At 44.0% G+C, this 21,129-nt stretch carries 22 protein-coding genes; 12 read left to right on the top strand and 10 right to left on the bottom strand.

Annotated elements, in window-relative coordinates:
* Together H6F92_RS11570 and H6F92_RS11565 are read right to left on the bottom strand one after the other, a co-directional pair.
* Nucleotides 1-257, bottom strand: a 257-nt coding sequence (locus H6F92_RS11570; protein ID WP_190356818.1) for a helix-turn-helix domain-containing protein, incomplete at its 3' end; no start/stop codon positions are given.
* 129 nt (nucleotides 258-386) lie between these two features.
* Nucleotides 387-617: a hypothetical protein gene (locus H6F92_RS11565; RefSeq protein WP_190357952.1), complete on the bottom strand. Its 231-nt coding sequence runs from the start codon at nucleotides 615-617 to the stop codon at nucleotides 387-389.
* Between the two features lie 383 nt (nucleotides 618-1,000).
* Here H6F92_RS11565 and H6F92_RS11560 point away from each other — a divergent pair, with 383 nt between their 5' ends.
* Nucleotides 1,001-1,666, top strand: coding sequence for a Uma2 family endonuclease (locus H6F92_RS11560; RefSeq protein WP_190357951.1), 666 nt, complete (start codon nucleotides 1,001-1,003; stop codon nucleotides 1,664-1,666).
* 280 nt (nucleotides 1,667-1,946) lie between these two features.
* On the opposite strand, the gene H6F92_RS11555 is transcribed toward H6F92_RS11560, so the two are convergent.
* The 3 genes from H6F92_RS11555 to rpmG all read right to left on the bottom strand — a co-directional run bounded on the left by H6F92_RS11555 (nucleotide 1,947) and on the right by rpmG (nucleotide 5,185).
* The gene (locus H6F92_RS11555) at nucleotides 1,947-4,175 is read right to left on the bottom strand and encodes a sensor histidine kinase (protein WP_190357950.1); all 2,229 of its coding nucleotides are present in this window, start codon (nucleotides 4,173-4,175) and stop codon (nucleotides 1,947-1,949) included.
* A 559-nt stretch (nucleotides 4,176-4,734) separates the two neighbouring features.
* Nucleotides 4,735-4,950 carry a 30S ribosomal protein S18 gene (gene rpsR, locus H6F92_RS11550; protein ID WP_002732313.1) on the bottom strand — a complete coding sequence of 72 codons (216 nt, stop codon included), beginning with the start codon at nucleotides 4,948-4,950 and terminating at the stop codon, nucleotides 4,735-4,737.
* A gap of 40 nt (nucleotides 4,951-4,990) precedes the next feature.
* Nucleotides 4,991-5,185 carry a 50S ribosomal protein L33 gene (rpmG, locus tag H6F92_RS11545; protein WP_002734724.1) on the bottom strand — a complete coding sequence of 65 codons (195 nt, stop codon included), beginning with the start codon at nucleotides 5,183-5,185 and terminating at the stop codon, nucleotides 4,991-4,993.
* Between the two features lie 177 nt (nucleotides 5,186-5,362).
* On the opposite strand from rpmG, the gene H6F92_RS11540 reads away from it, so the two are divergent.
* A complete protein-coding gene (locus H6F92_RS11540) occupies nucleotides 5,363-6,775 on the top strand; it encodes a slr1306 family protein (protein WP_190357949.1) in 1,413 nt (470 codons plus the stop codon).
* A gap of 9 nt (nucleotides 6,776-6,784) precedes the next feature.
* Here H6F92_RS11540 and H6F92_RS11535 read toward each other — a convergent pair whose 3' ends face one another.
* Complete coding sequence (locus H6F92_RS11535; protein ID WP_190357948.1) at nucleotides 6,785-7,171, bottom strand: C6orf136 family protein; 387 nt, start codon at nucleotides 7,169-7,171, stop codon at nucleotides 6,785-6,787.
* 44 nt (nucleotides 7,172-7,215) lie between these two features.
* Nucleotides 7,216-8,556: a tRNA (N6-isopentenyl adenosine(37)-C2)-methylthiotransferase MiaB gene (gene miaB, locus H6F92_RS11530; RefSeq protein ID WP_190357947.1), complete on the bottom strand. Its 1,341-nt coding sequence runs from the start codon at nucleotides 8,554-8,556 to the stop codon at nucleotides 7,216-7,218.
* Nucleotides 8,557-8,859: 303 nt separating this feature from the next.
* Here miaB and H6F92_RS11525 point away from each other — a divergent pair, with 303 nt between their 5' ends.
* The 10 genes from H6F92_RS11525 to H6F92_RS11480 all read left to right on the top strand — a co-directional run bounded on the left by H6F92_RS11525 (nucleotide 8,860) and on the right by H6F92_RS11480 (nucleotide 18,591).
* Nucleotides 8,860-9,144 carry a Nif11-like leader peptide family natural product precursor gene (locus H6F92_RS11525; protein ID WP_002741693.1) on the top strand — a complete coding sequence of 95 codons (285 nt, stop codon included), beginning with the start codon at nucleotides 8,860-8,862 and terminating at the stop codon, nucleotides 9,142-9,144.
* Between the two features lie 881 nt (nucleotides 9,145-10,025).
* Nucleotides 10,026-10,337, top strand: a complete 312-nt coding sequence (locus H6F92_RS11520) for a carbon dioxide-concentrating mechanism protein CcmK (protein ID WP_002734613.1) — start codon at nucleotides 10,026-10,028, stop codon at nucleotides 10,335-10,337.
* Between the two features lie 66 nt (nucleotides 10,338-10,403).
* Nucleotides 10,404-10,745 (top strand): carbon dioxide-concentrating mechanism protein CcmK, encoded by a 342-nt coding sequence (locus H6F92_RS11515; protein WP_002733426.1) that lies wholly within the window; start codon nucleotides 10,404-10,406, stop codon nucleotides 10,743-10,745.
* A gap of 32 nt (nucleotides 10,746-10,777) precedes the next feature.
* A complete protein-coding gene (locus H6F92_RS11510; RefSeq protein ID WP_002734360.1) occupies nucleotides 10,778-11,089 on the top strand; it encodes a beta-carboxysome shell vertex protein CcmL in 312 nt (103 codons plus the stop codon).
* A 70-nt stretch (nucleotides 11,090-11,159) separates the two neighbouring features.
* On the top strand, nucleotides 11,160-13,118 hold the full coding sequence (locus H6F92_RS11505; protein WP_190357946.1) for a RuBisCO small subunit-like domain-containing protein: 1,959 nt from the start codon (nucleotides 11,160-11,162) through the stop codon (nucleotides 13,116-13,118).
* 131 nt (nucleotides 13,119-13,249) lie between these two features.
* Complete coding sequence (locus H6F92_RS11500) at nucleotides 13,250-13,912, top strand: beta-carboxysome scaffolding protein CcmN (protein ID WP_190357945.1); 663 nt, start codon at nucleotides 13,250-13,252, stop codon at nucleotides 13,910-13,912.
* Between the two features lie 549 nt (nucleotides 13,913-14,461).
* Complete coding sequence (locus tag H6F92_RS11495; protein WP_002753365.1) at nucleotides 14,462-15,877, top strand: form I ribulose bisphosphate carboxylase large subunit; 1,416 nt, start codon at nucleotides 14,462-14,464, stop codon at nucleotides 15,875-15,877.
* Nucleotides 15,878-16,007: 130 nt separating this feature from the next.
* A complete protein-coding gene (rcbX, locus tag H6F92_RS11490) occupies nucleotides 16,008-16,406 on the top strand; it encodes a RuBisCO chaperone RbcX (RefSeq protein ID WP_002732424.1) in 399 nt (132 codons plus the stop codon).
* Between the two features lie 15 nt (nucleotides 16,407-16,421).
* On the top strand, nucleotides 16,422-16,757 hold the full coding sequence (locus H6F92_RS11485; protein WP_002741682.1) for a ribulose bisphosphate carboxylase small subunit: 336 nt from the start codon (nucleotides 16,422-16,424) through the stop codon (nucleotides 16,755-16,757).
* Nucleotides 16,758-16,887: 130 nt separating this feature from the next.
* Nucleotides 16,888-18,591: a DUF262 domain-containing protein gene (locus H6F92_RS11480; protein WP_190357944.1), complete on the top strand. Its 1,704-nt coding sequence runs from the start codon at nucleotides 16,888-16,890 to the stop codon at nucleotides 18,589-18,591.
* Nucleotides 18,592-18,782: 191 nt separating this feature from the next.
* On the opposite strand, the gene H6F92_RS11475 is transcribed toward H6F92_RS11480, so the two are convergent.
* The 3 genes from H6F92_RS11475 to H6F92_RS25945 all read right to left on the bottom strand — a co-directional run bounded on the left by H6F92_RS11475 (nucleotide 18,783) and on the right by H6F92_RS25945 (nucleotide 20,535).
* Nucleotides 18,783-19,412 (bottom strand): MAE_28990/MAE_18760 family HEPN-like nuclease, encoded by a 630-nt coding sequence (locus tag H6F92_RS11475; protein ID WP_190357943.1) that lies wholly within the window; start codon nucleotides 19,410-19,412, stop codon nucleotides 18,783-18,785.
* Complete coding sequence (locus H6F92_RS25950; RefSeq protein ID WP_242030101.1) at nucleotides 19,409-20,008, bottom strand: hypothetical protein; 600 nt, start codon at nucleotides 20,006-20,008, stop codon at nucleotides 19,409-19,411. Before H6F92_RS25950 ends, H6F92_RS11475 begins: the two co-directional genes overlap by 4 nt.
* Before the next feature lie 185 nt (nucleotides 20,009-20,193).
* Entirely contained in the window at nucleotides 20,194-20,535 is a 342-nt protein-coding gene (locus H6F92_RS25945; protein ID WP_242030100.1) for a DUF262 domain-containing protein, read from the bottom strand.
* Nucleotides 20,536-21,129 lie beyond the last annotated feature (594 nt).

Raw genomic sequence — 21,129 nt, 5'->3', positions numbered from 1 at the left:
TCTGTGGCTTTTTTATGATTTCCATTTTTTCTCCCATCTTCTAGACTTTCTAAATTGTTAGGATCGCCGTGAACACACCAAGGGGCGACCGTTTTGAGTGAACAGCCAATAAACTCAGCTATTTCTCGTTGAGTTTTTCCGTCGTTTAGCAAGAGAAACATTAAAATTCTTTCCCTAACCTCTGCTCTTTCTTCTTCTTTAAGAGCTTTTTGTAAGTTTTTCTTTTCTTCTAAGTCTAGGAAATCTTTGGCTGGCATAAGTAGGATTTTTCTCAAGTTACTATTTCTATTTTAGGTGGTTTAAGTGCGTTTTAGCTTAGAATATCCGCAAAATAGTCCTAAAAGTCTTGCTCAGTCAGCATTTTACGATTCCATAAGCAAAAATTATCACACAAAGTCGAGAAGAGCCGATACAGCTATAGTGTTGCAAATATTAGAACCCGTTCCAAAGCAATCTTTATCTCCCGCAATACTTGTAATTGTTGCGGCATTTGCAGCACCCAAAAATAGAGAAAAAATTGCTTGGGCAGCAGCGATCGCACTTGCTAGACTGCCAAAAGCACTATTCCCAGAAGAACCGTTACCTGTCGCGCCCGTTTTGACATAGATGATAGCCATGATCTACCTCGTGTGAAAATGATCGTACAGAGTCGATAGGGAATATCTGCCCGAAATCTAGTTCAGGATAGATAGGATTGATAAATAGGCGAATACTGGAGAAAAATACACCTAGAGACACCAAAACCATTAATCAGGCTTGGATGTGAGAAAATCTAGCACCGTTGTAGAGGCAAACAGTTATAAGTTCCGTTTATTATTTTTTTTTATTCATCAGTAAAACTAATTAAAAAATCTGATCGATCGAACTGAACTATGATCTAACCTAGGGTTGGGACAAGCTCTAGCGATAGGTGATCGGGTAGTCAAGACGAAAGCGGGATAGCTAATGATCCCGGAATGGTTTTTGCTGTTAGTCTTAAAGAAACAACTGGGGTGAACCTATGGTTACATCACCGAATCCAACTCAGATAGTCTATCCCGATAGCGACGGGAAACCGATGGCCGATAATACAAGACAATTTCGCTGGATTACGACGATTAAAGCGAATTTAGACTGGTTATTTGCCAATAATGCCGATGTTTTCGTCGCCGGTGATTTACTCTGGTATCCCGTGGAAGGAGATAATAAAACTCGACAAGCGCCTGATGTGATGGTAGCTTTTGGCAGACCGAAAGGGGAAAGGGGTTCCTATCAACAGTGGAAAGAAGACAATATCCCCCCGCAAGTGGTTTTTGAAATTCTCTCTCCGGGTAATACCCCAACGGAAATGACCAGAAAACTACTGTTTTATGACCGTTATGGTGTGGAAGAATACTACATTTATAATCCCGATAAAAATGATTTGGGGGGCTGTATTCGTCGGGAAAATCGGCTCGAAAGTCGGGAAAATCTCGATAATTGGGTAAGTCCTCGCTTGGGCATTCGTTTTCAATTAGCCCAACCAGAGTTACTGTTGTATTATCCCGATGGTCAACCTTTCACCAGTTACAACCAAGAACGACAACAGGCCGAAACGGAACGACAACGGGCCGAAACGGAACGACAACGGGCCGAACGATTGGCGGCAAAACTACGGGAATTAAATATTAATCCCGAAGAAATTTAAAAAAAATGCTCTTCTAGGTTCTGTGTGATAAGTTTAACTTACATTATGATCGATCAATCTTTGTGTCCTTTGTGTCTTTGTGGTTCGTTCCAGTCGCTCGCTAGGAGGACTGTATTTTAGAATACATTTTACCCACCAAACCCAAGAGAGCCAGAGTTACTATAAAGCCAACTCAGATTAAGAAGCATTGACAGCGTTTCTCAGATCGATGAGGTTCGTTCTTGCATCTAATAGCTTCTCTATTTTCCCTCAAACTGACAATTTTTAGCTTAACAGACCGCTAGATTGGCAAGGTGAGGGTAAAAGTGGTGACAGCATTGGCACTGGTGACATCAATGGTGGCATTCAGGGGTTTAATCAGTTTGTGGACTAAAGCTAAACCTAAACCGGTGCCACTGTAGCGCCAGGGATCTTGGTTAGGAATGCGATAAAAAGGAGCAAATATTCTTGACAATTCCTCTGGAGCGATTTCTACTCCTGAATTGCTCACACTAATTAATATTTGCTCGTCCGCACGCCTGACATTTACCCTAATTATCCCTTGTTCTGGGGTATATTTAGAAGCATTGGCCAGTAATTCCGCTATGATGCGTTCGATATCACACAGACTGGTGTTAATCTCTGGTATATCCCTATCTATATCTAAAATCAACTGCTGTTGTCGCTCGCGGGTGAGAGTGCGAAAAGGTTCCACTAATAAGGGTAGCCAAGAAAGTAAGTCGATTGTTTCGATCGCCGGAGGTTCGCTTTCCGCATCCAGATAGGTTAAAGTCAACAAATCATTAACTAACTTACTCTGACGTTGAGATTCAATGTTAAGAATTTGCAACAGTTCACCGATCGAATCCTGTGGATCGATCTTGATCCCTTGATATTCTAGGAGACTTTCTAGGGTTTCCACCGCTAGACGAATGCTGGTAATCGGGGTTCGCAGTTCATGGGAAAGGGTTTTCAGGAATTCGCTTTTTAATCTTTCCAGTTTTTCTAATTCCCTCACTTGTGCTTGGGAAGATTCGTAAAGTCGTGCCTGGCGAATAGCGATCGCACATTCGGTAGCAATATGTTGAATCAAATTAGTTTCTAAGGCGTTAAAAATCTGATTAGCTGGTCGAATTAGCCAAATATTGCCCAAAAAACCCTGATCGTCAAAGATGGGACAAGCGCAACGGTTAACACGACAGATTTGCGGATTGCCAAGGGGAAGACGATCAACAAATTGTAAAATTTGTTTGTGCAGCAGCGGTTGATAGATTTCAGGAAAATCGCTAATTTGACGGCTAATTCCCTGACAGATAAGCTCTTGAGTGGTATATTCGTGGACAATAGTAGCTTGGCTGCGACTGGGATTGTAAAGCTCAATTTGGGCGCATTCTACGGGTAAAACCTGCACTAATTCCCTAGTGGTGGTTTGCAAAATATGATTTTCATCGAGACTATCGCGAATTTTTTCGGTAATCCGTCCGATTAATGCTTCATACTTCAAACTCATCTGCAATTCGGCGGTTCTTTGCTGAACCTCCGATTCTAAGGCAGTATTCAAGCATTTTACCCGTTGGTGTAGTTCTGCTTGTTGAATGGCAATTCCCACTTGAATGGCTAATTGTTTAAGCAGATCGATTTCTTGGGATTGCCAAGAGCGAGTTTTTTGGCAATTTTGGGCAATTAGTAACCCCCAGAGTTGGTTATCGCAGATAATTGGCACCACCAGATTAGCCTGTACTTGCAAAGAGGTCAGTAAGCTGCGATAACAGGGATCAAGTCCCGAATTATGGACATTTTCAATAACTTGAATTCTGCCGCGACGATAATTTTCCAGGCGTTCTGGGGATAAATTAAAACAGGGATCCTCGATGCTGTTTCCTAAGACAGAATTAATCCTCCCAGTATGGGATTCCACCACAATCATGCCACTATGATCGGGGAATAAACGATAAATTAACACTCGATCGCAGTTGAGAAATTGTCGCACTTCTTTAACAGTTCTTTGCAAAATGCGATCGAGATCCAACGATTGCCGGATTCTTTCCTGCATTACCCCCAGTAGTTGTTCCCGTTCTGCTTGTAATCTTAAAGCTTCTTCAGCCTGTTTGCGTTCGGTGATATTGGTACTGGTTCCCACTAAACGATAGATGCGCGCATTGTTATCCCGTAGGGGTGTTAAAGTTGTTAGCCACCAGTAGGGTATATTTTGAAAAGGTAAATACTGTTCGTAGGAAATAGTCGTTCCGTAACGTACACAATCACTGTAGTGTTGCCGCACACTGCGCGCATCATCGGGGGGAAGAATTTGTTCGGGAGTTTTGCCTTTAATATCCGATGAGCGCAATCCTGTCCAGCGTTCATGAACGGGGTTTGCTCCCACATAGCGAAAATCTCTATTTTCCAGCACGTCCACTACAAAAATCGACGCTTGCACGGAATTAAATATACTACGCAGAAACTGCTCGGAATCCTCCTCTTTTAGCTGTTCATCTAACTCGGTATCGATTGCTGATGGCTGCTTTTCCATAAGAGCCTCCCATTGTGCTAATTGGTGGATTTGGATCGACAATCACAAAATCGTTGGCTACTCCTAGGGCGATTTAACAATTTCTTTAGATTCTCGCACAAATTTTCCTATCCGCTGCCGATTCCGATATATTTCTTTGCAAAAACAAGAAAGCGACCCCAATATACTGAGATCGCTTATCAGTGATCAGTTATCAGTGATCAGTTATCAGTGATCAGGTTTAAGTTTTAAGTTAAGTAGCTAGATACAATTAATTACACATATCTAACTACTTGGCTCTTCTAGGTTCTGTGTGATCTCGCGTAGCGAGCGCGTTGCGACCAGTTTAACTTACCATAGAAGCGATCGATCTTTGTGTCCTCTGCGTCTCTGTGGTTCGTTCCACCCCCTCGCTAGGAGTAATGTATCTTAGAATACATTTTACCCATCAAACCTGGGAAAGCCACTACTTCTTCCATGAGTGCCTATCTTCACCAAGAAGTTAATTTTGTCCTATTACTTAATATGTGTTATTTTCAGTGATCACTGTTCACTGATAACTGATTACTGATCACTGAATTTAGGCTTCTTGGTTGACAAAAGGCAATAAAGCCATTAAACGGGCCCGTTTCACCGCTTCCGTTAAATCTCGCTGTTGTTTAGAAGTTAAACCGGTGATACGTCTAGGTAGAAGTTTGCCGCGTTCGGTGATGAATTTGCGGAGGAGTTCGGTGTCTTTGTAGTCAATCGGTTGACTGGGGGAGATGGGGGAGAGACGTTTACGATAGTAGCTCATAGATTTGTAAAGATTGCTTGACTTTTTAACTAAAGTGTGTTTACTTAATTTCCTTGTGGACGGTGTGCTTATTGCAGTGGGGACAGTATTTCTTGATTTCCAGTCTGCCGGTGGTATTGCGACGGTTTTTGCTGGTGGTGTAGCGAGAAACGCCGGGGGTACGCTTATCGGGATTACTGCGGCATTCCGTGCATTCTACAGTGATGATGAGGCGAACGCCTTTTTTACTAGCCATAACAACAGGGGATCGGGTAAATTTACACGCAATCGATCATTATGACATATCTGTGGCCTTTTAGGCAAGAGCGGCCGGGACACCTGCGAGGAATTGTCGGCTAAAAAGTTGAGTTTGGGATGAAATCCAGCACAAAAAAGCTAGAATAATCACAGCAGTTGGCGAGGATGAGGAAAAATGACGGTAAGATTGGGTAAACCGATTTTAGTGACGGGGATAGGCATTACCATCGCTTTCACCCTGGGGGAAACTCTCAATAGTACACTGAGCGAAATCGGTTCCTGGGGTATTTTAGGTGCGATTGCTCTTGGTGCTGGTATCTGGTTTTGGCAAAAACCCAACACGAAAATCGATTTTTCCCATCCCACTCCCCTGAGTCTAGAAAAGGTTAAACAAGCGATTAGCAAAGCCGAGAAGATAATTAATTATCTGGCCAAAGAAGACCCAAATCAAGACTTAACCCCACTCAAAACCAGTTTAACCCAATTAAATCAAGAATTTAGTCGCCAAGACCTGAAAATTGCCATTACCGGTGCGAGAAAAACTGGTAAAACTGCCTTAAAAAAACTACTAGAAAGCGGCAACTTTGGGCAATCTATCGCTTTTCTGGAAACGGAACCGCTTCTAACTTTCGACTCCACCGCTAACCAGAAAAAGTCCCTGGCAGCCGACTTAGTTTTGTATCTGATCAATGGGGATTTAACCGATTCCGAATGGCAAATCCTCCAGCAATTCGATCGAATGCACCAGCGTGTTATCCTGTTACTGAATAAACAGGATCGTTTACCCGCCGAAACCAGAGAAGAAATACTCCTTTCCCTGAAACAAAGACTGAAAGAAACTATTCCCTCTCATCATATTTTAGCCATAGCCGCTGCCCCCGAACCCCTAAAAGTTCGTCAACATCAAAGCAATGGAGAAATCAAGGAATGGACGGAACCCCAAGCTATTGTTATTGATAATCTAGATAATCACCTCCGACAAATTATCGAACAAGAAAAGTCCGAATTAGTTCTGGGAACTGTCTGGAGACAAGCGCTCGAATTAGCCAAGGAAACCAAACAATTACTTAATCAATCCCGACGCAAAAAGGCTTTACCTGTTATCGAACAATACCAATGGATAGCCGCTACTGCCACTTTTGCTAATCCTCTCGCGGCCCTAGATTTAGTTTTAGCGGCAGCCACTAACGCTCAAATGTTAGTGGATTTAGGGGCAATTTATCAACAAAAAATGTCCCTTGAACAAGCAAAAACAGCCATGACTACCCTGGGGAAAATGATGGTACAATTGGGCATGGTAGAGGTGACAACTCAGGCATTGGGAACAATTCTCAAGGGAAATGCGATTACTTATATTGCCGGTGGTACAGTGCAGGGAATTGGAGCAGCCTATTTAACTCGTTTAGCTGGTTTAAGTTTAGTTGAATATTTCCAAGAACAGGAAATTAACGAGCAGCTGAATAATGATTGGAATTGGACGAGTTTGCAGAATAAAGTTAAACAGGTCTGGGAACAAAATCAGCGCCTAGCATTTTTACAGGATTTTGTCAAGCAAACGAGCGCTCGTTGGTCGGCATTTTCTGGTTAAAAAATATGGTTAAGAACAGCGGAAAGGTAAATGCTGACGCAGCACATCCCAGCGCGAACAATCCCAATAATCGATATGAGAAATAATCAGATTATTGTCATCGAGAGTTAATTGGCTGCGTCCAGAAATAGCGATGGGAGGCCGCCAAGGTAAAGGGGTTGTCCAGTGCAATGTCCAACGGGTATTAATAATATTGCCCTGCTGTTCAATTGCGTGGACATCCATCTTGATAGCTTGGAACCATTGACTCATAAAACCAATCATTTCCCGATAGCGTTTAATCCCCCGAAATTGATTGAGAGGGTCTTTAAAATAAACGTTATCAGCATAAATGTCATAGGTTTGATCGAGGGGAAATTTTTGATAATCTTGCTGCAAAATAGCGATAATATCCATAAAATACCCAATTATTCCCGATAGCTATTGTCTTTTTTCACTACTTAAAATATCACTCCCGTCAAACTAAAGGGACGGACTTCGGTAATTTTAACCTTAACAAATGTGCCGCGCAATTCCTCAATATTTCCCGTAAAGAAAGTTAAGCGATTACCTCTAGTTCTTCCCATAACTTGACTAGCATCTTTAGGGTTAACGTCTTCCACTAAAATTTCCTCAATTCTGCCTAAATATCTTTGGGAACGTTCCGCAGCTTTTGTCGCCACTAAATGATTTAATCTTTGTAAGCGATCGCTTTTTACCTGCTCACTTAATTGATCATCCCAAATAGCGGCCGGAGTCCCTGGACGGGGAGAATAAGCCGCCGTATTTAATTGATCAAAACCAATCTCATCGACTAATTTTAAAGTATTCTCGAACTGTGCCTCTGTTTCTCCCGGGAATCCGACAATCGCATCGGCACTAATGGCAGCATCCGGCATTAAATTGCGAATATTAGCAATAATCTGTCGGTATTTTTCCTGAGTATAGCCCCGTTTCATGGCCTTGAGAACATCATTATCCCCTGATTGAAAAGGGATATGAAAATGTTCACAAACTTTAGGTAATTCCTGACAAGCTTTAATCAAACGTTCGGTAAAATAGCGGGGGTGACTGGTGGCAAAACGGAGACGTTCAATGCCGGCCACATCGTGAATGTAGTAGAGTAAATCGGTGAAATTGTGCAGATGTCGGCCGCTTGCCGTCACTCCGGGTAAATCCCGTCCGTAGGCATCGATATTTTGACCTAAAAGGGTGATTTCTTGATAACCCTGTTGTCCTAATTGTTCCATTTCTGCTCGAATTGCCGCAGGAGTGCGCGATTGTTCCACCCCACGCACCCCCGGAACCACACAATAGGTACAGCGTTCATTACAACCATAGATGACGTTCACCCAAGCGGTAATATTACTATCCCGGCGCGGTTTGGTGATATCTTCCATGATGTGGATGGGTTCGGTGGCCACCACCTGGGAACCGTCAAAAACTTGTTGTAATAAGTCTCCCAAACGGTTTGCGTGTTGCGGACCGATAATTAAATCCACTTCGGGAACCCGTCTTAATAATTGTTCCCCTTCCTGTTGGGCCACGCAGCCAGCGACCACTAGAGTAAGATCGGGTTGAGTTTGTTTGCGTTTAGCCTGTCTGCCGAGATAGGAATAAACCTTCTGTTCGGCATTATCGCGAATTGTACAGGTATTGTAGAGGATTAAATCGGCTTCGTTGGCATCCTCGGACCATTGAAACCCCAAATCTTCTAAAATACCCGCCATGCGTTCGGAGTCAGCTTTATTCATCTGACAACCAAAGGTGGTGATATGGTAACGACGTGGGGATTTATTCATGATGCTGGCTACAGAAACAAGAGTGCAGGTTTCTATTTTAGGCTATTTATTCTCTGACTTGAAAGAGAGTGTAGGGTGTGGGGTGTGGGGTGTAGGGTGTGGGGAAAGAAACCTCTTTCATCTTTCCACTTCCCACTCCTCAGAATTAGACCTAAAGCATACTCAGCCATACAAGCAAAGAAAAACGAAACTTTTGCTTTTAGGATATCTCCTGACTGGTAGGATAAAAATAAACCATACTAGGCAGTTTAACCTCCACGCCGCCGAGGCCACACCTTTAATCATCAAAGGAAAAGTATTTATATGTCTAAAAATCAAGTGTTCGACTTTTTCGCCTTAGCCGCTAAAAACGAAGAATTGGGTCAAAAAATGCGCTCAACCCAAGATCCTCAGCAATTACTAGAGATAGCTCGCTCGCAAGGCTTCGATTTCTCCCGTCCTGAATTAGAAGCAGCACTTAAATCCTTGCACGAGAGTCCCGACTTTTTCCAAAAGTTAGCTCATGCAGTGTTAGAAGTTTTCAGTCCTAACCACGATAATTATCCCTCGATCGGTGTCCAACCCTACGAAGGTGAGATCGATCGCTAGAATCAGTTATCAGTGATCAGTTACCAGTGATCAGAGGTGAGTTTTCAGTTCTCTGTTTGCTCACCCTAACCGCATCTTAACAATCCTTGACAAAATTAACTTTAGGTGAGTTGCTTACCCAGAGAGCGATTCAGCCCTATTTGAGGCGAATTGGCCATCTCAATTGTTAAGGAAAAATCGACCAAATGGGTCGATTTCGTAACTATACAGCAAACGGCTCACAAAATTGGCTAATTGTCAATAGCGTTTGAGATGCTCTCACCCTGACTGATTACTGTTCACTGTTTACTGATCACTGTTTACTGGACGGCTACGCCGTGCCTTTGGCAACACTGACAAAGGCTCCCCCACTCCCCAACCCCAACCGTATATAGTATAAAAAAATTATAAAAAAGCCGAAATCAGGGAAAAATAGGCTTTTATCTGCCAGTAAATCCGGCAGAGACAATCGAGCTGCCAAGAGAGAAGTTAAAGCGGAAATGCAGTCATAGCAAAGGTTTTGACCGTAAATGTCCTGAGAATTGCTGAGGCTGATGGACGAAGGGAAGGAATGATTAACTTTCGTTAACCTGAAGATGAGAAATAATCATAATGTTTTATATTGTCAAAGGTGTCATAGTTTCCTATGCTTTTTTTAGGTTGATAATTTTGCCTGACTCGTCAAATTTTTACCAACCAGCCCTAGAAAATAAAATTAGTGGATGAAAACGGTCACGATCGAGATAAAATTTAGGATGGTCTTACCCCCACCTTGCCACGATCCCGACTGCCACCAAAGCTAGAGCAGGAAAAGTAACAAGGAAAGAATTTGACTGAAACAAAGTTGATAACGCTAACGAAATTAATAGTTTAGTTTGGCTTGACAAGCGAGGAACAAAAAAATGCCAATTGCAGTAGGAATGATTGAAACCCTAGGATTTCCGGCCGTTGTGGAAGCGGCCGATGCCATGGTCAAGGCCGCCAGGGTGACTCTAGTGGGTTACGAAAAGATCGGTAGTGGTCGCGTCACTGTCATTGTCCGGGGAGACGTTTCAGAAGTGCAAGCTTCTGTGGCTGCCGGAGTGGAAAACGCCAACCGGGTTAACGGAGGACAAGTGCTATCTACCCATATCATCGCCCGTCCCCACGAAAACCTCGAATACGTGCTGCCCATTCGCTACACCGAAGAAGTAGAGCAATTCCGCAGCTACTAAACACCGTTAATCGGGGTCAGCATCTATAGAGTCGAAGAAAGCCAACCATTAGGAGACAAAAATATTATGTCAATTGCAGTGGGCATGGTGGAAACCTTGGGTTTCCCAGCCGTCGTCGAGGCGGCTGATGCCATGGTAAAAGCCGCCCGCGTAACCCTAGTAGGTTACGAAAAAATTGGTAGTGGTCGCGTCACCGTCATCGTCCGGGGGGACGTTTCGGAAGTACAGGCCTCCGTATCGGCGGGGACAGAAGCAGCATCTAATCGTGTGAAAGGTGGTCAAGTCCTCTCGACCCACATCATCGCCCGTCCCCACGAAAACCTCGAATACGTTCTTCCCATTCGTTATACAGAAGCCGTGGAACAGTTTCGTGAAAGTGTTAACCCGCAACCTTTAAGACGAATCTAGAGCGCAACTAACTTTTAGTGTAAACAAATTCCATGCAAATTGCCAAAGTTTGCGGAACCGTCGTTAGCACCCTGAAACCGCGTAGTATGACGGGAGTGAAACTTCTGCTTTTGCAATTCATCGACGCTCAAGGGCAACTTTTGCCTAAATACGAAGTAGCGGGTGATATTGTCGGAGCGGGGCTTAATGAATGGGTGCTAGTGTCCCGGGGAGGAGCGGCTCGGATCGAAGACGGGCAGAACAATCGCCCCCTTGACGCGATGGTGGTGGGGATTATTGACACTATAACCGTAGAAAATCGCACCCTCTACAGCAAGAGAGACGAATTTCGTCAATCCGGTTAAACATCGATAGAACCCAAACACAGTTAATTAACAACCAGCCAGCCAAATTCAGTATGGAGGAAGACTAACTATGGTCGTCCGCACAACGGCGGCTAGTCCGAAAAAGCGGACCAAATCCCCAGAGGAAACGCGCATAGACGAGAGTGCCAAAGTCCACACCTTCTCTAACCTCAGTGGCGCTATCGAGATCGGGGCGCGAGTGGTGATCGCTACGGGGACTTCCATCCGCGCCGATGAAGGAACTCCCTTTCACATTGGCGACGACAGCAAAATTCAGGACGGAGCAATCATCCACGGTTTAGAAAAAAGCCGTGTGGTGGGAGATGACGGCCGAGAATATTCGGTGTGGATCGGCCGGGGCAGCTGCATCACCCACATGGCACTCATTCACGGGCCTGCCTATGTGGGCGATCGCTGTTTTATCGGTTTTCGCTCCACCGTCTTTAATGCCCGCATCGGGGCTGATTGCATCGTCATGATGCACGCCCTCGTTCAAGACGTGGAAATCCCCGCCGGGAAATTCGTGCCATCCGGTTCCGTGATCACCAGCCAACAACAGGCCGACCGCTTACCCGATGTCACAGAAATCGATCGAGCCTTCACTCGTCACATTGTCGATATCGACCTCGCCCCCAGCGTCCCGGTCAAGGCCCACAGTCCAGCGACTCCTGCACCGGCAGCCGCTATAAACATCGCTAATGAGACGCTATATAGAAATTCGGTGACACCTATGAGTTTAAATACAAACATTCGAGCGCAGGTTCGCTCCCTCCTCTCCCAAGGCTACAAAATCGGGCTAGAATACGCAGACAAACGCCGCTTTAAAACCAGTTCTTGGTTAAGTGCCGGCTTTATCGACGGCAGCCGCGAAGAACAGGTATCCCAATCCCTAGAAGCCTCCCTGAGAAACCTACAGGGCGAATACGTCCGCCTGATCGGAGTCGATCCCGCCGCTAAACGGCGAGTACTGGAAATGATTATCCAGCGCCCCGAAGACACCCCAGGAGAACCGGCCCGCACCACCACCGCCGTCCACGGCGGTCATGGCAACGGTAACGGCCATTCCGACCTGTCGGTACAAGTGCGTTCCCTGCTGGCCCAAGGGCTGAAAATCGCCACCGAACACGCGGATAAACGCCGGTTTAAAACCAGTTCTTGGTTAACTGGACCTGCGATCGAAACCAAGAGCGAAGCGGGCATCATTCGCGATATTGAAGCGATCGTGACTGAAAATAGCGATGAGTATGTCCGCCTGATCGGGATCGACCCGCAAGCGAAAAAACGAGTCGTCGAAATGATTATTCACCGCCCCGGCGGCACCCCCGCTAGTAACGGCAGCGGCCAAACCAGCAGCTACAGCGCCCCCGCTAGTAACGGAGCCAGTTATAGCAGCAGTGGTAGCTTAAGTGGGGAAACGATCGCTCAAATTCGTTCCCTGCTCGCCCAAGGCTACAAAATTGGCACCGAACACGCGGATAAACGCCGGTTTAAAACCAGTTCTTGGCAGAGTTGCGCCCCGATCGAAAGTAATCGCGAATCTGATGTGATTACTGCTTTGGAAGATTGTTTACGCGAACATAGCGGCGAATACGTCCGCTTACTCGGTATCGATGCTAAAGCCAAAAAACGGGTTTTAGAAACGGTGATCCAGCGTCCCGATGGTTCGGTGGCTAGTAATGGCAACGGTAAAACCGCCACCGTTGCTGAACCGAGTTTTAAAAGCTATGCTTCTGGTTCTTCCGGCGGCGGTACTGCCACTTTAACCAGTACCTTAACCGCGGAAACGATCACTCAAATTCGTTCTTTATTGAACCAAGGTCACAAAATCGGGGCTGAACACGCGGATAAACGTCGTTTTAAAACCAGTTCTTGGCAAAGCTGCACCCCGATCGAGAGCAGTCGCGAATCCGATGTGGTGGCCGCTTTAGAAACCTGTCTGCGCGACCATCAAGGGGAATACGTTCGTCTGATCGGGATTGACTCCCAAGCGAAACGTCGTGTCCTCGAATCGATTATTCAACGCCCTTAATTTCAGGACTCGGCGATCGGTGAAGGGAGATAGGTGTTAGGTGTTGGCAGACCGGGAAAAATACCGGAAACTCTAACCCCTACCCCCTAACCCCCGCTCACTGCTCACTGATCACTGAATAACTGTCAATTATGTCCTTACCCCCCGTTCAACCTATTAGCCGCTCGGAATTCTATGTCAATGGTGATGTAACCATTGATGAGAGTGCGATCGTGGCTCCGGGGGTGATTCTCCGAGCAGCCCCCAATAGCCAAATAATTATCGGTGCGGGTGCTTGCCTGGGTATGGGAACAATTTTAACCGCCTATCAGGGTGTTATTGCTATCGGTGCGGGAGCAATTTTAGGTACAGGAGTTTTAATAGTCGGTCGGGGTGAAATCGGTGAGAATGCCTGTATTGGGTCAACCACAACGATTTTTAATGCTTCTGTGGCAGCGATGTCACTCGTACCGTCCGGCTCCCTAATCGGAGATACTTCCCGTCAAATTACCATCGAGGTGTCAGCAACCCCATCGGAACCAGAAAGACCCCCTTTACCAGAACCGGAACCCGTAGTCAGTCAAGTGTCCCCAGTCCCGTCCATGGAGGAAGTGGTCGCCGAAACCGTGGCCAGTCCTTGGGATGCCGAGGAAACGGTGGCCCAGGCAAGTCCTACGGAAACCAGAGAACCAGCATCTACTACTAACCGACCGAATCAAGCATCGGTGGTCGGAAAAGTCTATATCAATCAGTTATTGGTCACGCTATTTCCAGAACGTCATCGTTTTAATGGCAACAATAACCTTAATTCTTGAAGGGGAAAATAATCGTTCACAAGCCAAAAATCTCAACAATAATTACTGAGTAATTAGACCTAATTTATCTAGAGTTCACTGCTGTGTAACTGTCCTCTAGGTACTGGGTATAATTGCTTAAAAATCTAATTCATCTTTAGCGATTGCCGACATTTTTTGAGGTTGTAATTATTGATAATCTTCCTCAATTAAGGAGTAGTTTTAATCGCTCAAAGCCTGATGAGCAGAAGTTTCTGTGTGTCAATCAGGTAAATTTTTGTTGATTTTTTTGTGTTTTTGTAGAGATTGTCAAAGTTAGATGACGACAGATTAAAGAAACTAATCCCCCCGAGAAAAAAAAACAATCAAAATTTTAGGGATAAAGAAAAAAATGATCAGAATGGGGTAAAGTTCGTGTTAAGATGATCAGTTGAAAAAAACATTAGTGAAAATTGCTCCCTAACTTCGCTCCTAGCAGCAGGGGACAGGAGCTTAAGAAAAATCTATGTCGGTTGACGGCGAGATTTTACAGGTGCGACTAATCATGCAGTTTATGGAGGAATAATCCCAATGGTGCAAGCCAAATCCAAAGGTTTCCAGGCCGGCGTAAAAGACTACCGCCTGACCTACTACACCCCCGACTACACCCCCAAAGATACCGATCTACTAGCTTGCTTCCGGGTAACACCCCAACCCGGAGTTCCTCCTGAAGAAGCAGGTGCGGCGGTAGCGGCGGAATCTTCCACAGGTACCTGGACCACCGTTTGGACAGATAACTTAACCGACCTCGATCGCTATAAAGGTCGTTGTTATGATATCGAACCCGTACCCAACGAAGATAACCAGTTCTTCTGTTTCGTTGCCTATCCTTTAGATCTATTTGAAGAAGGTTCCGTCACCAACATCCTCACCTCGATCGTTGGTAACGTTTTCGGTTTCAAAGCTCTACGCGGTCTCCGGTTAGAAGATATCCGTTTCCCCGTCGCTTTAATCAAAACCTTCCAAGGTCCTCCCCACGGTATCACCGTTGAACGGGACAAATTAAACAAATACGGTCGCCCCCTACTCGGTTGCACCATCAAACCCAAACTCGGCCTTTCCGCTAAAAACTACGGTCGTGCCGTTTACGAATGTCTCCGCGGTGGTTTAGACTTCACCAAAGACGACGAAAATATTAACTCTCAACCCTTCATGCGTTGGCGCGATCGTTTCCTCTTTGTCCAAGAGGCGATCGTTAAATCCCAAGCAGAAACCAACGAAGTTAAAGGACATTACCTCAACGTAACTGCTCCTACCTGCGAGCAGATGATGCAACGGGCTGAATTCGCCGCCGAAATCAAAACCCCCATCATCATGCACGACTACCTCACCGGTGGTTTCACCGCTAACACCACCCTGGCGAAATTCTGCCGCGACAAAGGGTTACTGCTCCACATTCACCGGGCAATGCACGCGGTTATCGACCGTCAGAAAAATCATGGTATCCACTTCCGCGTTTTAGCTAAGTGCTTACGTCTCTCTGGTGGTGATCACCTGCACTCGGGAACCGTTGTCGGTAAACTCGAAGGTGAACGCGGAATCACGATGGGTTTTGTTGACCTGATGCGTGAAGACTATGTAGAAGAAGATCGCGCTCGTGGTATTTTCTTCACCCAAGACTACGCTTCCTTACCCGGGGTAATGCCGGTTGCTTCTGGTGGTATCCACGTTTGGCATATGCCGGCGCTGGTGGAAATCTTCGGTGACGATTCCTGCTTACAGTTCGGTGGTGGAACCCTCGGCCACCCCTGGGGTAACGCACCGGGTGCCACCGCTAACCGTGTGGCTCTGGAAGCTTGTATCCAAGCTCGTAACGAAGGTCGCTCCTTGGCCCGCGAAGGTAACGACGTTATCCGGGAAGCTTGCCGTTGGAGTCCTGAACTGGCTGCCGCTTGCGAACTCTGGAAAGAAATCAAATTCGAGTTCGAGGCTATGGATACCCTCTAATACAGCCCTTCAGAAAGTTGTTAGCAGTTATCGGTGCAAAATAATGCTGGGGACTTGCCCAAAATCGGGAAGCAGTCGCTAGAATTTCAACACTGATAACTGTCTAGCCAATAACTGAAAACTGTATAAAATGTATCCGAAAAAAGTTGTTCAAGATACCGCGAAAGTCTTACAAAGTTACCTAACTTACCAAGCGGTTCGCACGATTATCGATCAATTGTCAGAAACTAATCCGACTTTAGCTATTTGGCTGAGTCACTATACTTCTAGCCATTCCATTCAGGATGGCGAGGCCTATATTGCGGGGTTGATGACTGAGAATAAAGAGTTAGTTTTGCGGATCATGACGGTAAGAGAACATCTAGCCGAACAGGTTTTAGAGTTCTTGCCAGAGATGGTAAAAACGGGAATTATTAATGACAATACCGAACATCGTCGGCAACTTTTGGAACGTCTCACCCGTACTGCTATAAGTCAACCAGAGACATCGGAATTAAATCTCGATGTTGATGATCTACCCAACCCATAAGGAATCAAGAAACCCATGAAAACTTTACCTAAAGAGAAGCGTTACGAAACTCTCTCCTACTTGCCCCCCCTCACCGATCAACAAATTGCTAAACAAATTCAATACATGATCGATCAGGGTTATATTCCTGCTGTGGAATTTGAAAAAGATCCCAAACCCGCAGATTATCATTGGACGATGTGGAAACTGCCTTTATTCTCTGTTTCTGGCCCCCAAGAAGTTCTTAATGAAGTTCGCGAGTGCCGCACTGAATATTCTGATTGCTACATCCGCGTTATCGCTTTTGACAACATCAAACAATGTCAAACCATGAGCTTTATTGTTCATAAACCCAATGCCGGCCGCTACTAATTTGGTTGTAGTTTAAAGGTTTGTAGGGATGGCCGCGAGGCCATCCTTTTTTTGGTGGTTTTTAACACGGGTAAACGATCGGCCGATATTTGGTAAGTTAGAAGTGATGAACTGACTGCCGATCGAACCTATGCCCCGTACTCATCTATTAGATACCCGAACCAGCAATTTTAGCGATCTCATCGGCAATGGCAAAATCTACCGAGTTCCCCCTTTTCAAAGAGATTATTCGTGGAAGGAAGAAAATTGGGAAGATCTCTGGCAGGATATTCAAACGCTCTATGAAAACCCCGATTCTAGTCATTACATGGGAGCGATCGTTTTACAAGGTTCCCAGCGATCGGATACGGATTTTACAATTATTGACGGACAACAACGATTGGTAACGATTAGTATTCTCGCTATAGCGATTATCGAAAAAATTCAAACGTTAATCGATCGGGGGGAAGAAGCGGAAGCGAATAGAGAACGACAACGGCTTCTCAAAAGCGGTTATTTGAGTAATAAAGATCTGGGTTCTTTAAAAGAATCTAGTAAATTAATTTTGAATGAAAATAATAATGATTTTTATCAAAGTCGTCTCATTAACTTTAGACCTCCTCGCAATCCTCGATCGCTCGCAAAATCCAACCAACTCCTATGGAAAGCTTTTCAATACTTTTCGGATTCATTGCAAAAGCTTACAAGCGTAGTTAACAGTGGAAAAGAACTGGCAATTTTTTTAACGGATACCGTTGCCAAAAGACTCTTATTTATTCAGATTAATGTTGAAGATGAATTGAATGCGTATACGGTTTTCGAGACCCTAAACGCTAGAGGGATAGAGCTAAGTTCAACCGATCTATTAAAAAATTATTTGTTTTCTCTTTTCCGAGGGGCGGATGATTTGCGAGAAGGACAACGACAGTGGAGAGGAATTATTGATACCGTTACCATGGAAAAATTCCCCGAGTTCCTACGTTACTATCTCAGCCTCACACGGACGAGAGTAAGACGGGAACGTTTATTTAAAAGGGTTCGAGAGTCTATACAAAACGCTGAAAGCGCGTTTAAATTACTCGAACAACTCGAAGAATATAGTGGTCTTTTTATCGCTCTTAATAATCCCAATGATGAATTCTGGCAAGATACTCCAGATAATATCCCTTATATTCGAGAAATTGAACTATTTGGCGTAAAACAAGCCTATCCAGTTTTATTCTCGGCATACAATAAATTTTCAAGCGAGAACTTCACCCGCCTACTAAAATTGGTTTGTATAATTTCGTTTCGATACACGATTGTCAGTAGTCTTAACCCGAATGAGCTAGAAGGGATTTATAATAAGATAGCAATCGCCATAAATAATGGCGAAATGACGACTCCGAGGCAAGTTTTCGAGGGCTTGCGATCGGTTTATGTCACGGATACTAAGTTCGTGCAGGATTTTTCGATTCTTTCGATTTCTACCAGAGGTCAAAAGAAAAAACTGGTTCGATATATTCTCTGGAAATTAGAAATGGACGAATCGGGTCGATCTAATATAGCGGAAGATGGATTCTCGATCGAGCATATTCTACCAGAATCGCCGAGCGATCGATGGCGCGTTTACTTTCTCGATAACGAGATCGAGGAAATGACCTATCGGATCGGTAACTTGATTCCTTTAGAAGCTAATTTGAATCGTCAAATCGGCAATCAATACTATACAGATAAACAAGAGATTTACCAACAAAGCGATTATGCTCTAGCGAGAAATATAGTACCAGAGGAATGGACACCGGACACGATCGCTAAACGTCAAGAAAGTTTAGCCCGACGAGCGGTTCATATTTGGAAATCCGACTTTGTTTGAGAGCGGGTTAAAAAATGTTCTCGATTCGCTTTTACTTGGGAATAGATTTCTAGGATAATTTTCACGAGGAAGCGATCGATCTGTCAGGATTTCGAGCGAGCGGTGAACCGATTACAATCTAACCGATTACAATCTAAATGTAAAGTTCGCATTTTATAAACTGGTTAACAATGTTTAATAATCCTATTGGGTTAGCGGTTTAAATATTTTCTCTGTTCTAAACATTCTACAACGGACAAACCTAGTTCAATCATGGCTTCAAAAGCCGCTCTCTCATATTTTTCATATTCAGCCAGATCGGCGATTATCTCTTTTTGCCCATGTGCTATATTATTTCTTCTCCCTACTAAAGTTTTTAATAAAATTTGATTGCTATCGGCCATTAAACAGGCTAATCCTGCATCTGTAGAGTTAGCCTTGAGTAAGTTAGTCCATAAATTACTTTCCGTCTCTAGATGAATTTTAAATTCAACCTCCTCGTTTAGGAATTCAGGCAAGTTTTTGGTAAAAAAATCCCAAATACTTTTGGAAGATAAATCCCCACCTAGTTCTTTGAACTTTTTTCTGAGTGACAATTTGATAATTTCTTCACAACATTCATGACGTTTGACTTTTTCTTGTTCGATAGTGTCAAGATATAAATCCCACGCGAACTTACAAAATCCTTCATAGTGAGCGTAGAGTAGAACGACCAACGATCGTAAAAGTGCCTTGTATCTTACGGATTCTTTATTGGTGGTCGAGAGCAAAATCTTGATCGAGGCGAGTTCCCCTTCTCGCCAGCCAAGATTTTCTTCAATCTGGTTAGCCCAATCATTCATTTTTCAAGTAATTCCAGTAATCCATTTTGAATATTTTTAATTCGATTAGAAAGCTTTGTTTTCGTATTGGCTCCTGGCCCGATATTCTTCTTGAAATCTTCAGATTGTAATATCTGTATAATTTTGTCCTTAACTAAAGCATCTTCGATATTTTGAACCTGTTCTAACATTTGAAACACTCCGATTGTCACTGCTTCATAGTAAGCGGGGGCTAAAGCGCCAATGGGTGCTCGATGATCCCTGTACCGCACAAAAGAACCATTTCCAAGAATGCGATTTAAATAGTCAAAAATATGATTAAAATCTCGCTCTTCAACCTCGTAATCAAAAATAATTTTATTGAGTAAAATCTGTTCCATATAGCTATCTAACCAATCTCGTACACTTCCATGAAACAAATCTTGCGCGTTCTTAGCGGCAAAAAATCTGAGAACGAGTTCTTCATCTCCTTTTTGCTCTTTCTCAAGAGGAGAAAGAGTTTCCGTACAGTTTCTAAAGCTTGAATAAGAAGATTTTTCTTGGAGAAATGAATAAAACTGTATTCCCTGTTCTCCCACCATTCTAGAGGAGCAATTACGGATTTCTTGAGGGGACAAAATAGAGCCTCCCGTGTTGAGTCGCTTGAACATCTCGTACCGTAAAAATGGTTTGCTCTGTCTTTTAATAATTACGGTTCGTACCGAGGATCTTTTAATTCTCAATTTTAGCCTGAGAGATAAATTCTCGAACGTTTTTCCATTAAGCTCTGGAATTTGATCGCAACCTTCCAATTGCAAAGGCTCTAATTTTTTTCCTCTACGTCGGTAAAATCTAATTTTTCAGCATCGATAAACTGGATGACAGAGCTTACACGTTGCAGACCATCAATTAACTCTAAAACTCCGTCAGGGTTCTCGATCGTAAAGATTTGCGGGATCGGTAGCTCTAATAAAATCGATTCAATCAGTCGAGATTTTTGTTGGTTAGACCATCTAAACAACCTTTGATAATCTGGCTGGATAATTAATTCTTTCTGAGAGTACAAATTTATAATTTCACCGAAACTGAGATCGATAGAATCGGTGCGAACCTCGCCGATTTTTTTATCTATCTGTTCGTCTATATGTTCGTCTATCAATTGCATAGCATTATTCCTAGCTCAATAATATTTTGATTTCCTAATGAATCTGATTATTGAAGGTACTTAGCCCGTCCGTGATCGAATAAACATCACCACATAAATATCGATCGATCTACTGGTTCCACATTTCGAGCAGGAATAGGAAACGAGTGCTCGAACCGATGATCAAAAAGATACATCTCTAGAAGCTGATTCCGAATCTTCCATCGAGATTTTAGGCTCTTCTCGGCTTTGTGTGATAATTTTTGCTTATGGAATCGTGAAATGCTTACTGGACAAGACTTTTAAGACTATTTTGCGGATATTCTATCAGTATAGACCTCGTTTCCACACAGAAACCAGAAGAGCCGATTTTAAGATACCGCAAGTAAATTCTAGCATGAATTCTCCGATAGGGATGGATCGCAAATACTCGCTTTATTTTGTCATAGTTCGTAATTTTTTATCGATTCACTCCGAACCCCCGACTTCCCACCCCCGATCGCCGATCGCCGTGTAATTGCCCAGATAGCACGCTATACTAGACCTCTGACACTGGCTTATCATAGTTCAGAATGCAACCCACCGACTCGAATAAATTTACCGAACAAGCTGGGG

Source organism: Microcystis wesenbergii FACHB-1317 (assembly GCF_014696875.1).
Taxonomy (GTDB): domain Bacteria; phylum Cyanobacteriota; class Cyanobacteriia; order Cyanobacteriales; family Microcystaceae; genus Microcystis; species Microcystis wesenbergii_A.
Note: the sequence above shows the minus strand (reverse complement) of the source record. Positions and strands in the feature narration are given on the sequence as shown.

Coding starts and splice junctions, on each gene's coding strand:
- H6F92_RS11535 (WP_190357948.1), bottom strand. CDS start 7,171: ATGGATATTATCGCTATTTTGCAGCAAGATTATCAAAAATTTCCCCTC.
- miaB (WP_190357947.1), bottom strand. CDS start 8,556: ATGAATAAATCCCCACGTCGTTACCATATCACCACCTTTGGTTGTCAG.
- rcbX (WP_002732424.1), top strand. CDS start 16,008: ATGTATCCGAAAAAAGTTGTTCAAGATACCGCGAAAGTCTTACAAAGT.
- H6F92_RS11505 (WP_190357946.1), top strand. CDS start 11,160: ATGGTCGTCCGCACAACGGCGGCTAGTCCGAAAAAGCGGACCAAATCC.
- H6F92_RS11525 (WP_002741693.1), top strand. CDS start 8,860: ATGTCTAAAAATCAAGTGTTCGACTTTTTCGCCTTAGCCGCTAAAAAC.
- H6F92_RS11515 (WP_002733426.1), top strand. CDS start 10,404: ATGTCAATTGCAGTGGGCATGGTGGAAACCTTGGGTTTCCCAGCCGTC.
- H6F92_RS11500 (WP_190357945.1), top strand. CDS start 13,250: ATGTCCTTACCCCCCGTTCAACCTATTAGCCGCTCGGAATTCTATGTC.
- rpsR (WP_002732313.1), bottom strand. CDS start 4,950: ATGAGCTACTATCGTAAACGTCTCTCCCCCATCTCCCCCAGTCAACCG.
- H6F92_RS11540 (WP_190357949.1), top strand. CDS start 5,363: ATGACGGTAAGATTGGGTAAACCGATTTTAGTGACGGGGATAGGCATT.
- H6F92_RS11485 (WP_002741682.1), top strand. CDS start 16,422: ATGAAAACTTTACCTAAAGAGAAGCGTTACGAAACTCTCTCCTACTTG.
- H6F92_RS11555 (WP_190357950.1), bottom strand. CDS start 4,175: ATGGAAAAGCAGCCATCAGCAATCGATACCGAGTTAGATGAACAGCTA.
- H6F92_RS11520 (WP_002734613.1), top strand. CDS start 10,026: ATGCCAATTGCAGTAGGAATGATTGAAACCCTAGGATTTCCGGCCGTT.
- H6F92_RS11560 (WP_190357951.1), top strand. CDS start 1,001: ATGGTTACATCACCGAATCCAACTCAGATAGTCTATCCCGATAGCGAC.
- H6F92_RS11510 (WP_002734360.1), top strand. CDS start 10,778: ATGCAAATTGCCAAAGTTTGCGGAACCGTCGTTAGCACCCTGAAACCG.
- H6F92_RS25945 (WP_242030100.1), bottom strand. CDS start 20,535: ATGCAATTGATAGACGAACATATAGACGAACAGATAGATAAAAAAATC.
- H6F92_RS11565 (WP_190357952.1), bottom strand. CDS start 617: ATGGCTATCATCTATGTCAAAACGGGCGCGACAGGTAACGGTTCTTCT.
- H6F92_RS11480 (WP_190357944.1), top strand. CDS start 16,888: ATGCCCCGTACTCATCTATTAGATACCCGAACCAGCAATTTTAGCGAT.
- rpmG (WP_002734724.1), bottom strand. CDS start 5,185: ATGGCTAGTAAAAAAGGCGTTCGCCTCATCATCACTGTAGAATGCACG.
- H6F92_RS11495 (WP_002753365.1), top strand. CDS start 14,462: ATGGTGCAAGCCAAATCCAAAGGTTTCCAGGCCGGCGTAAAAGACTAC.
- H6F92_RS11475 (WP_190357943.1), bottom strand. CDS start 19,412: ATGAATGATTGGGCTAACCAGATTGAAGAAAATCTTGGCTGGCGAGAA.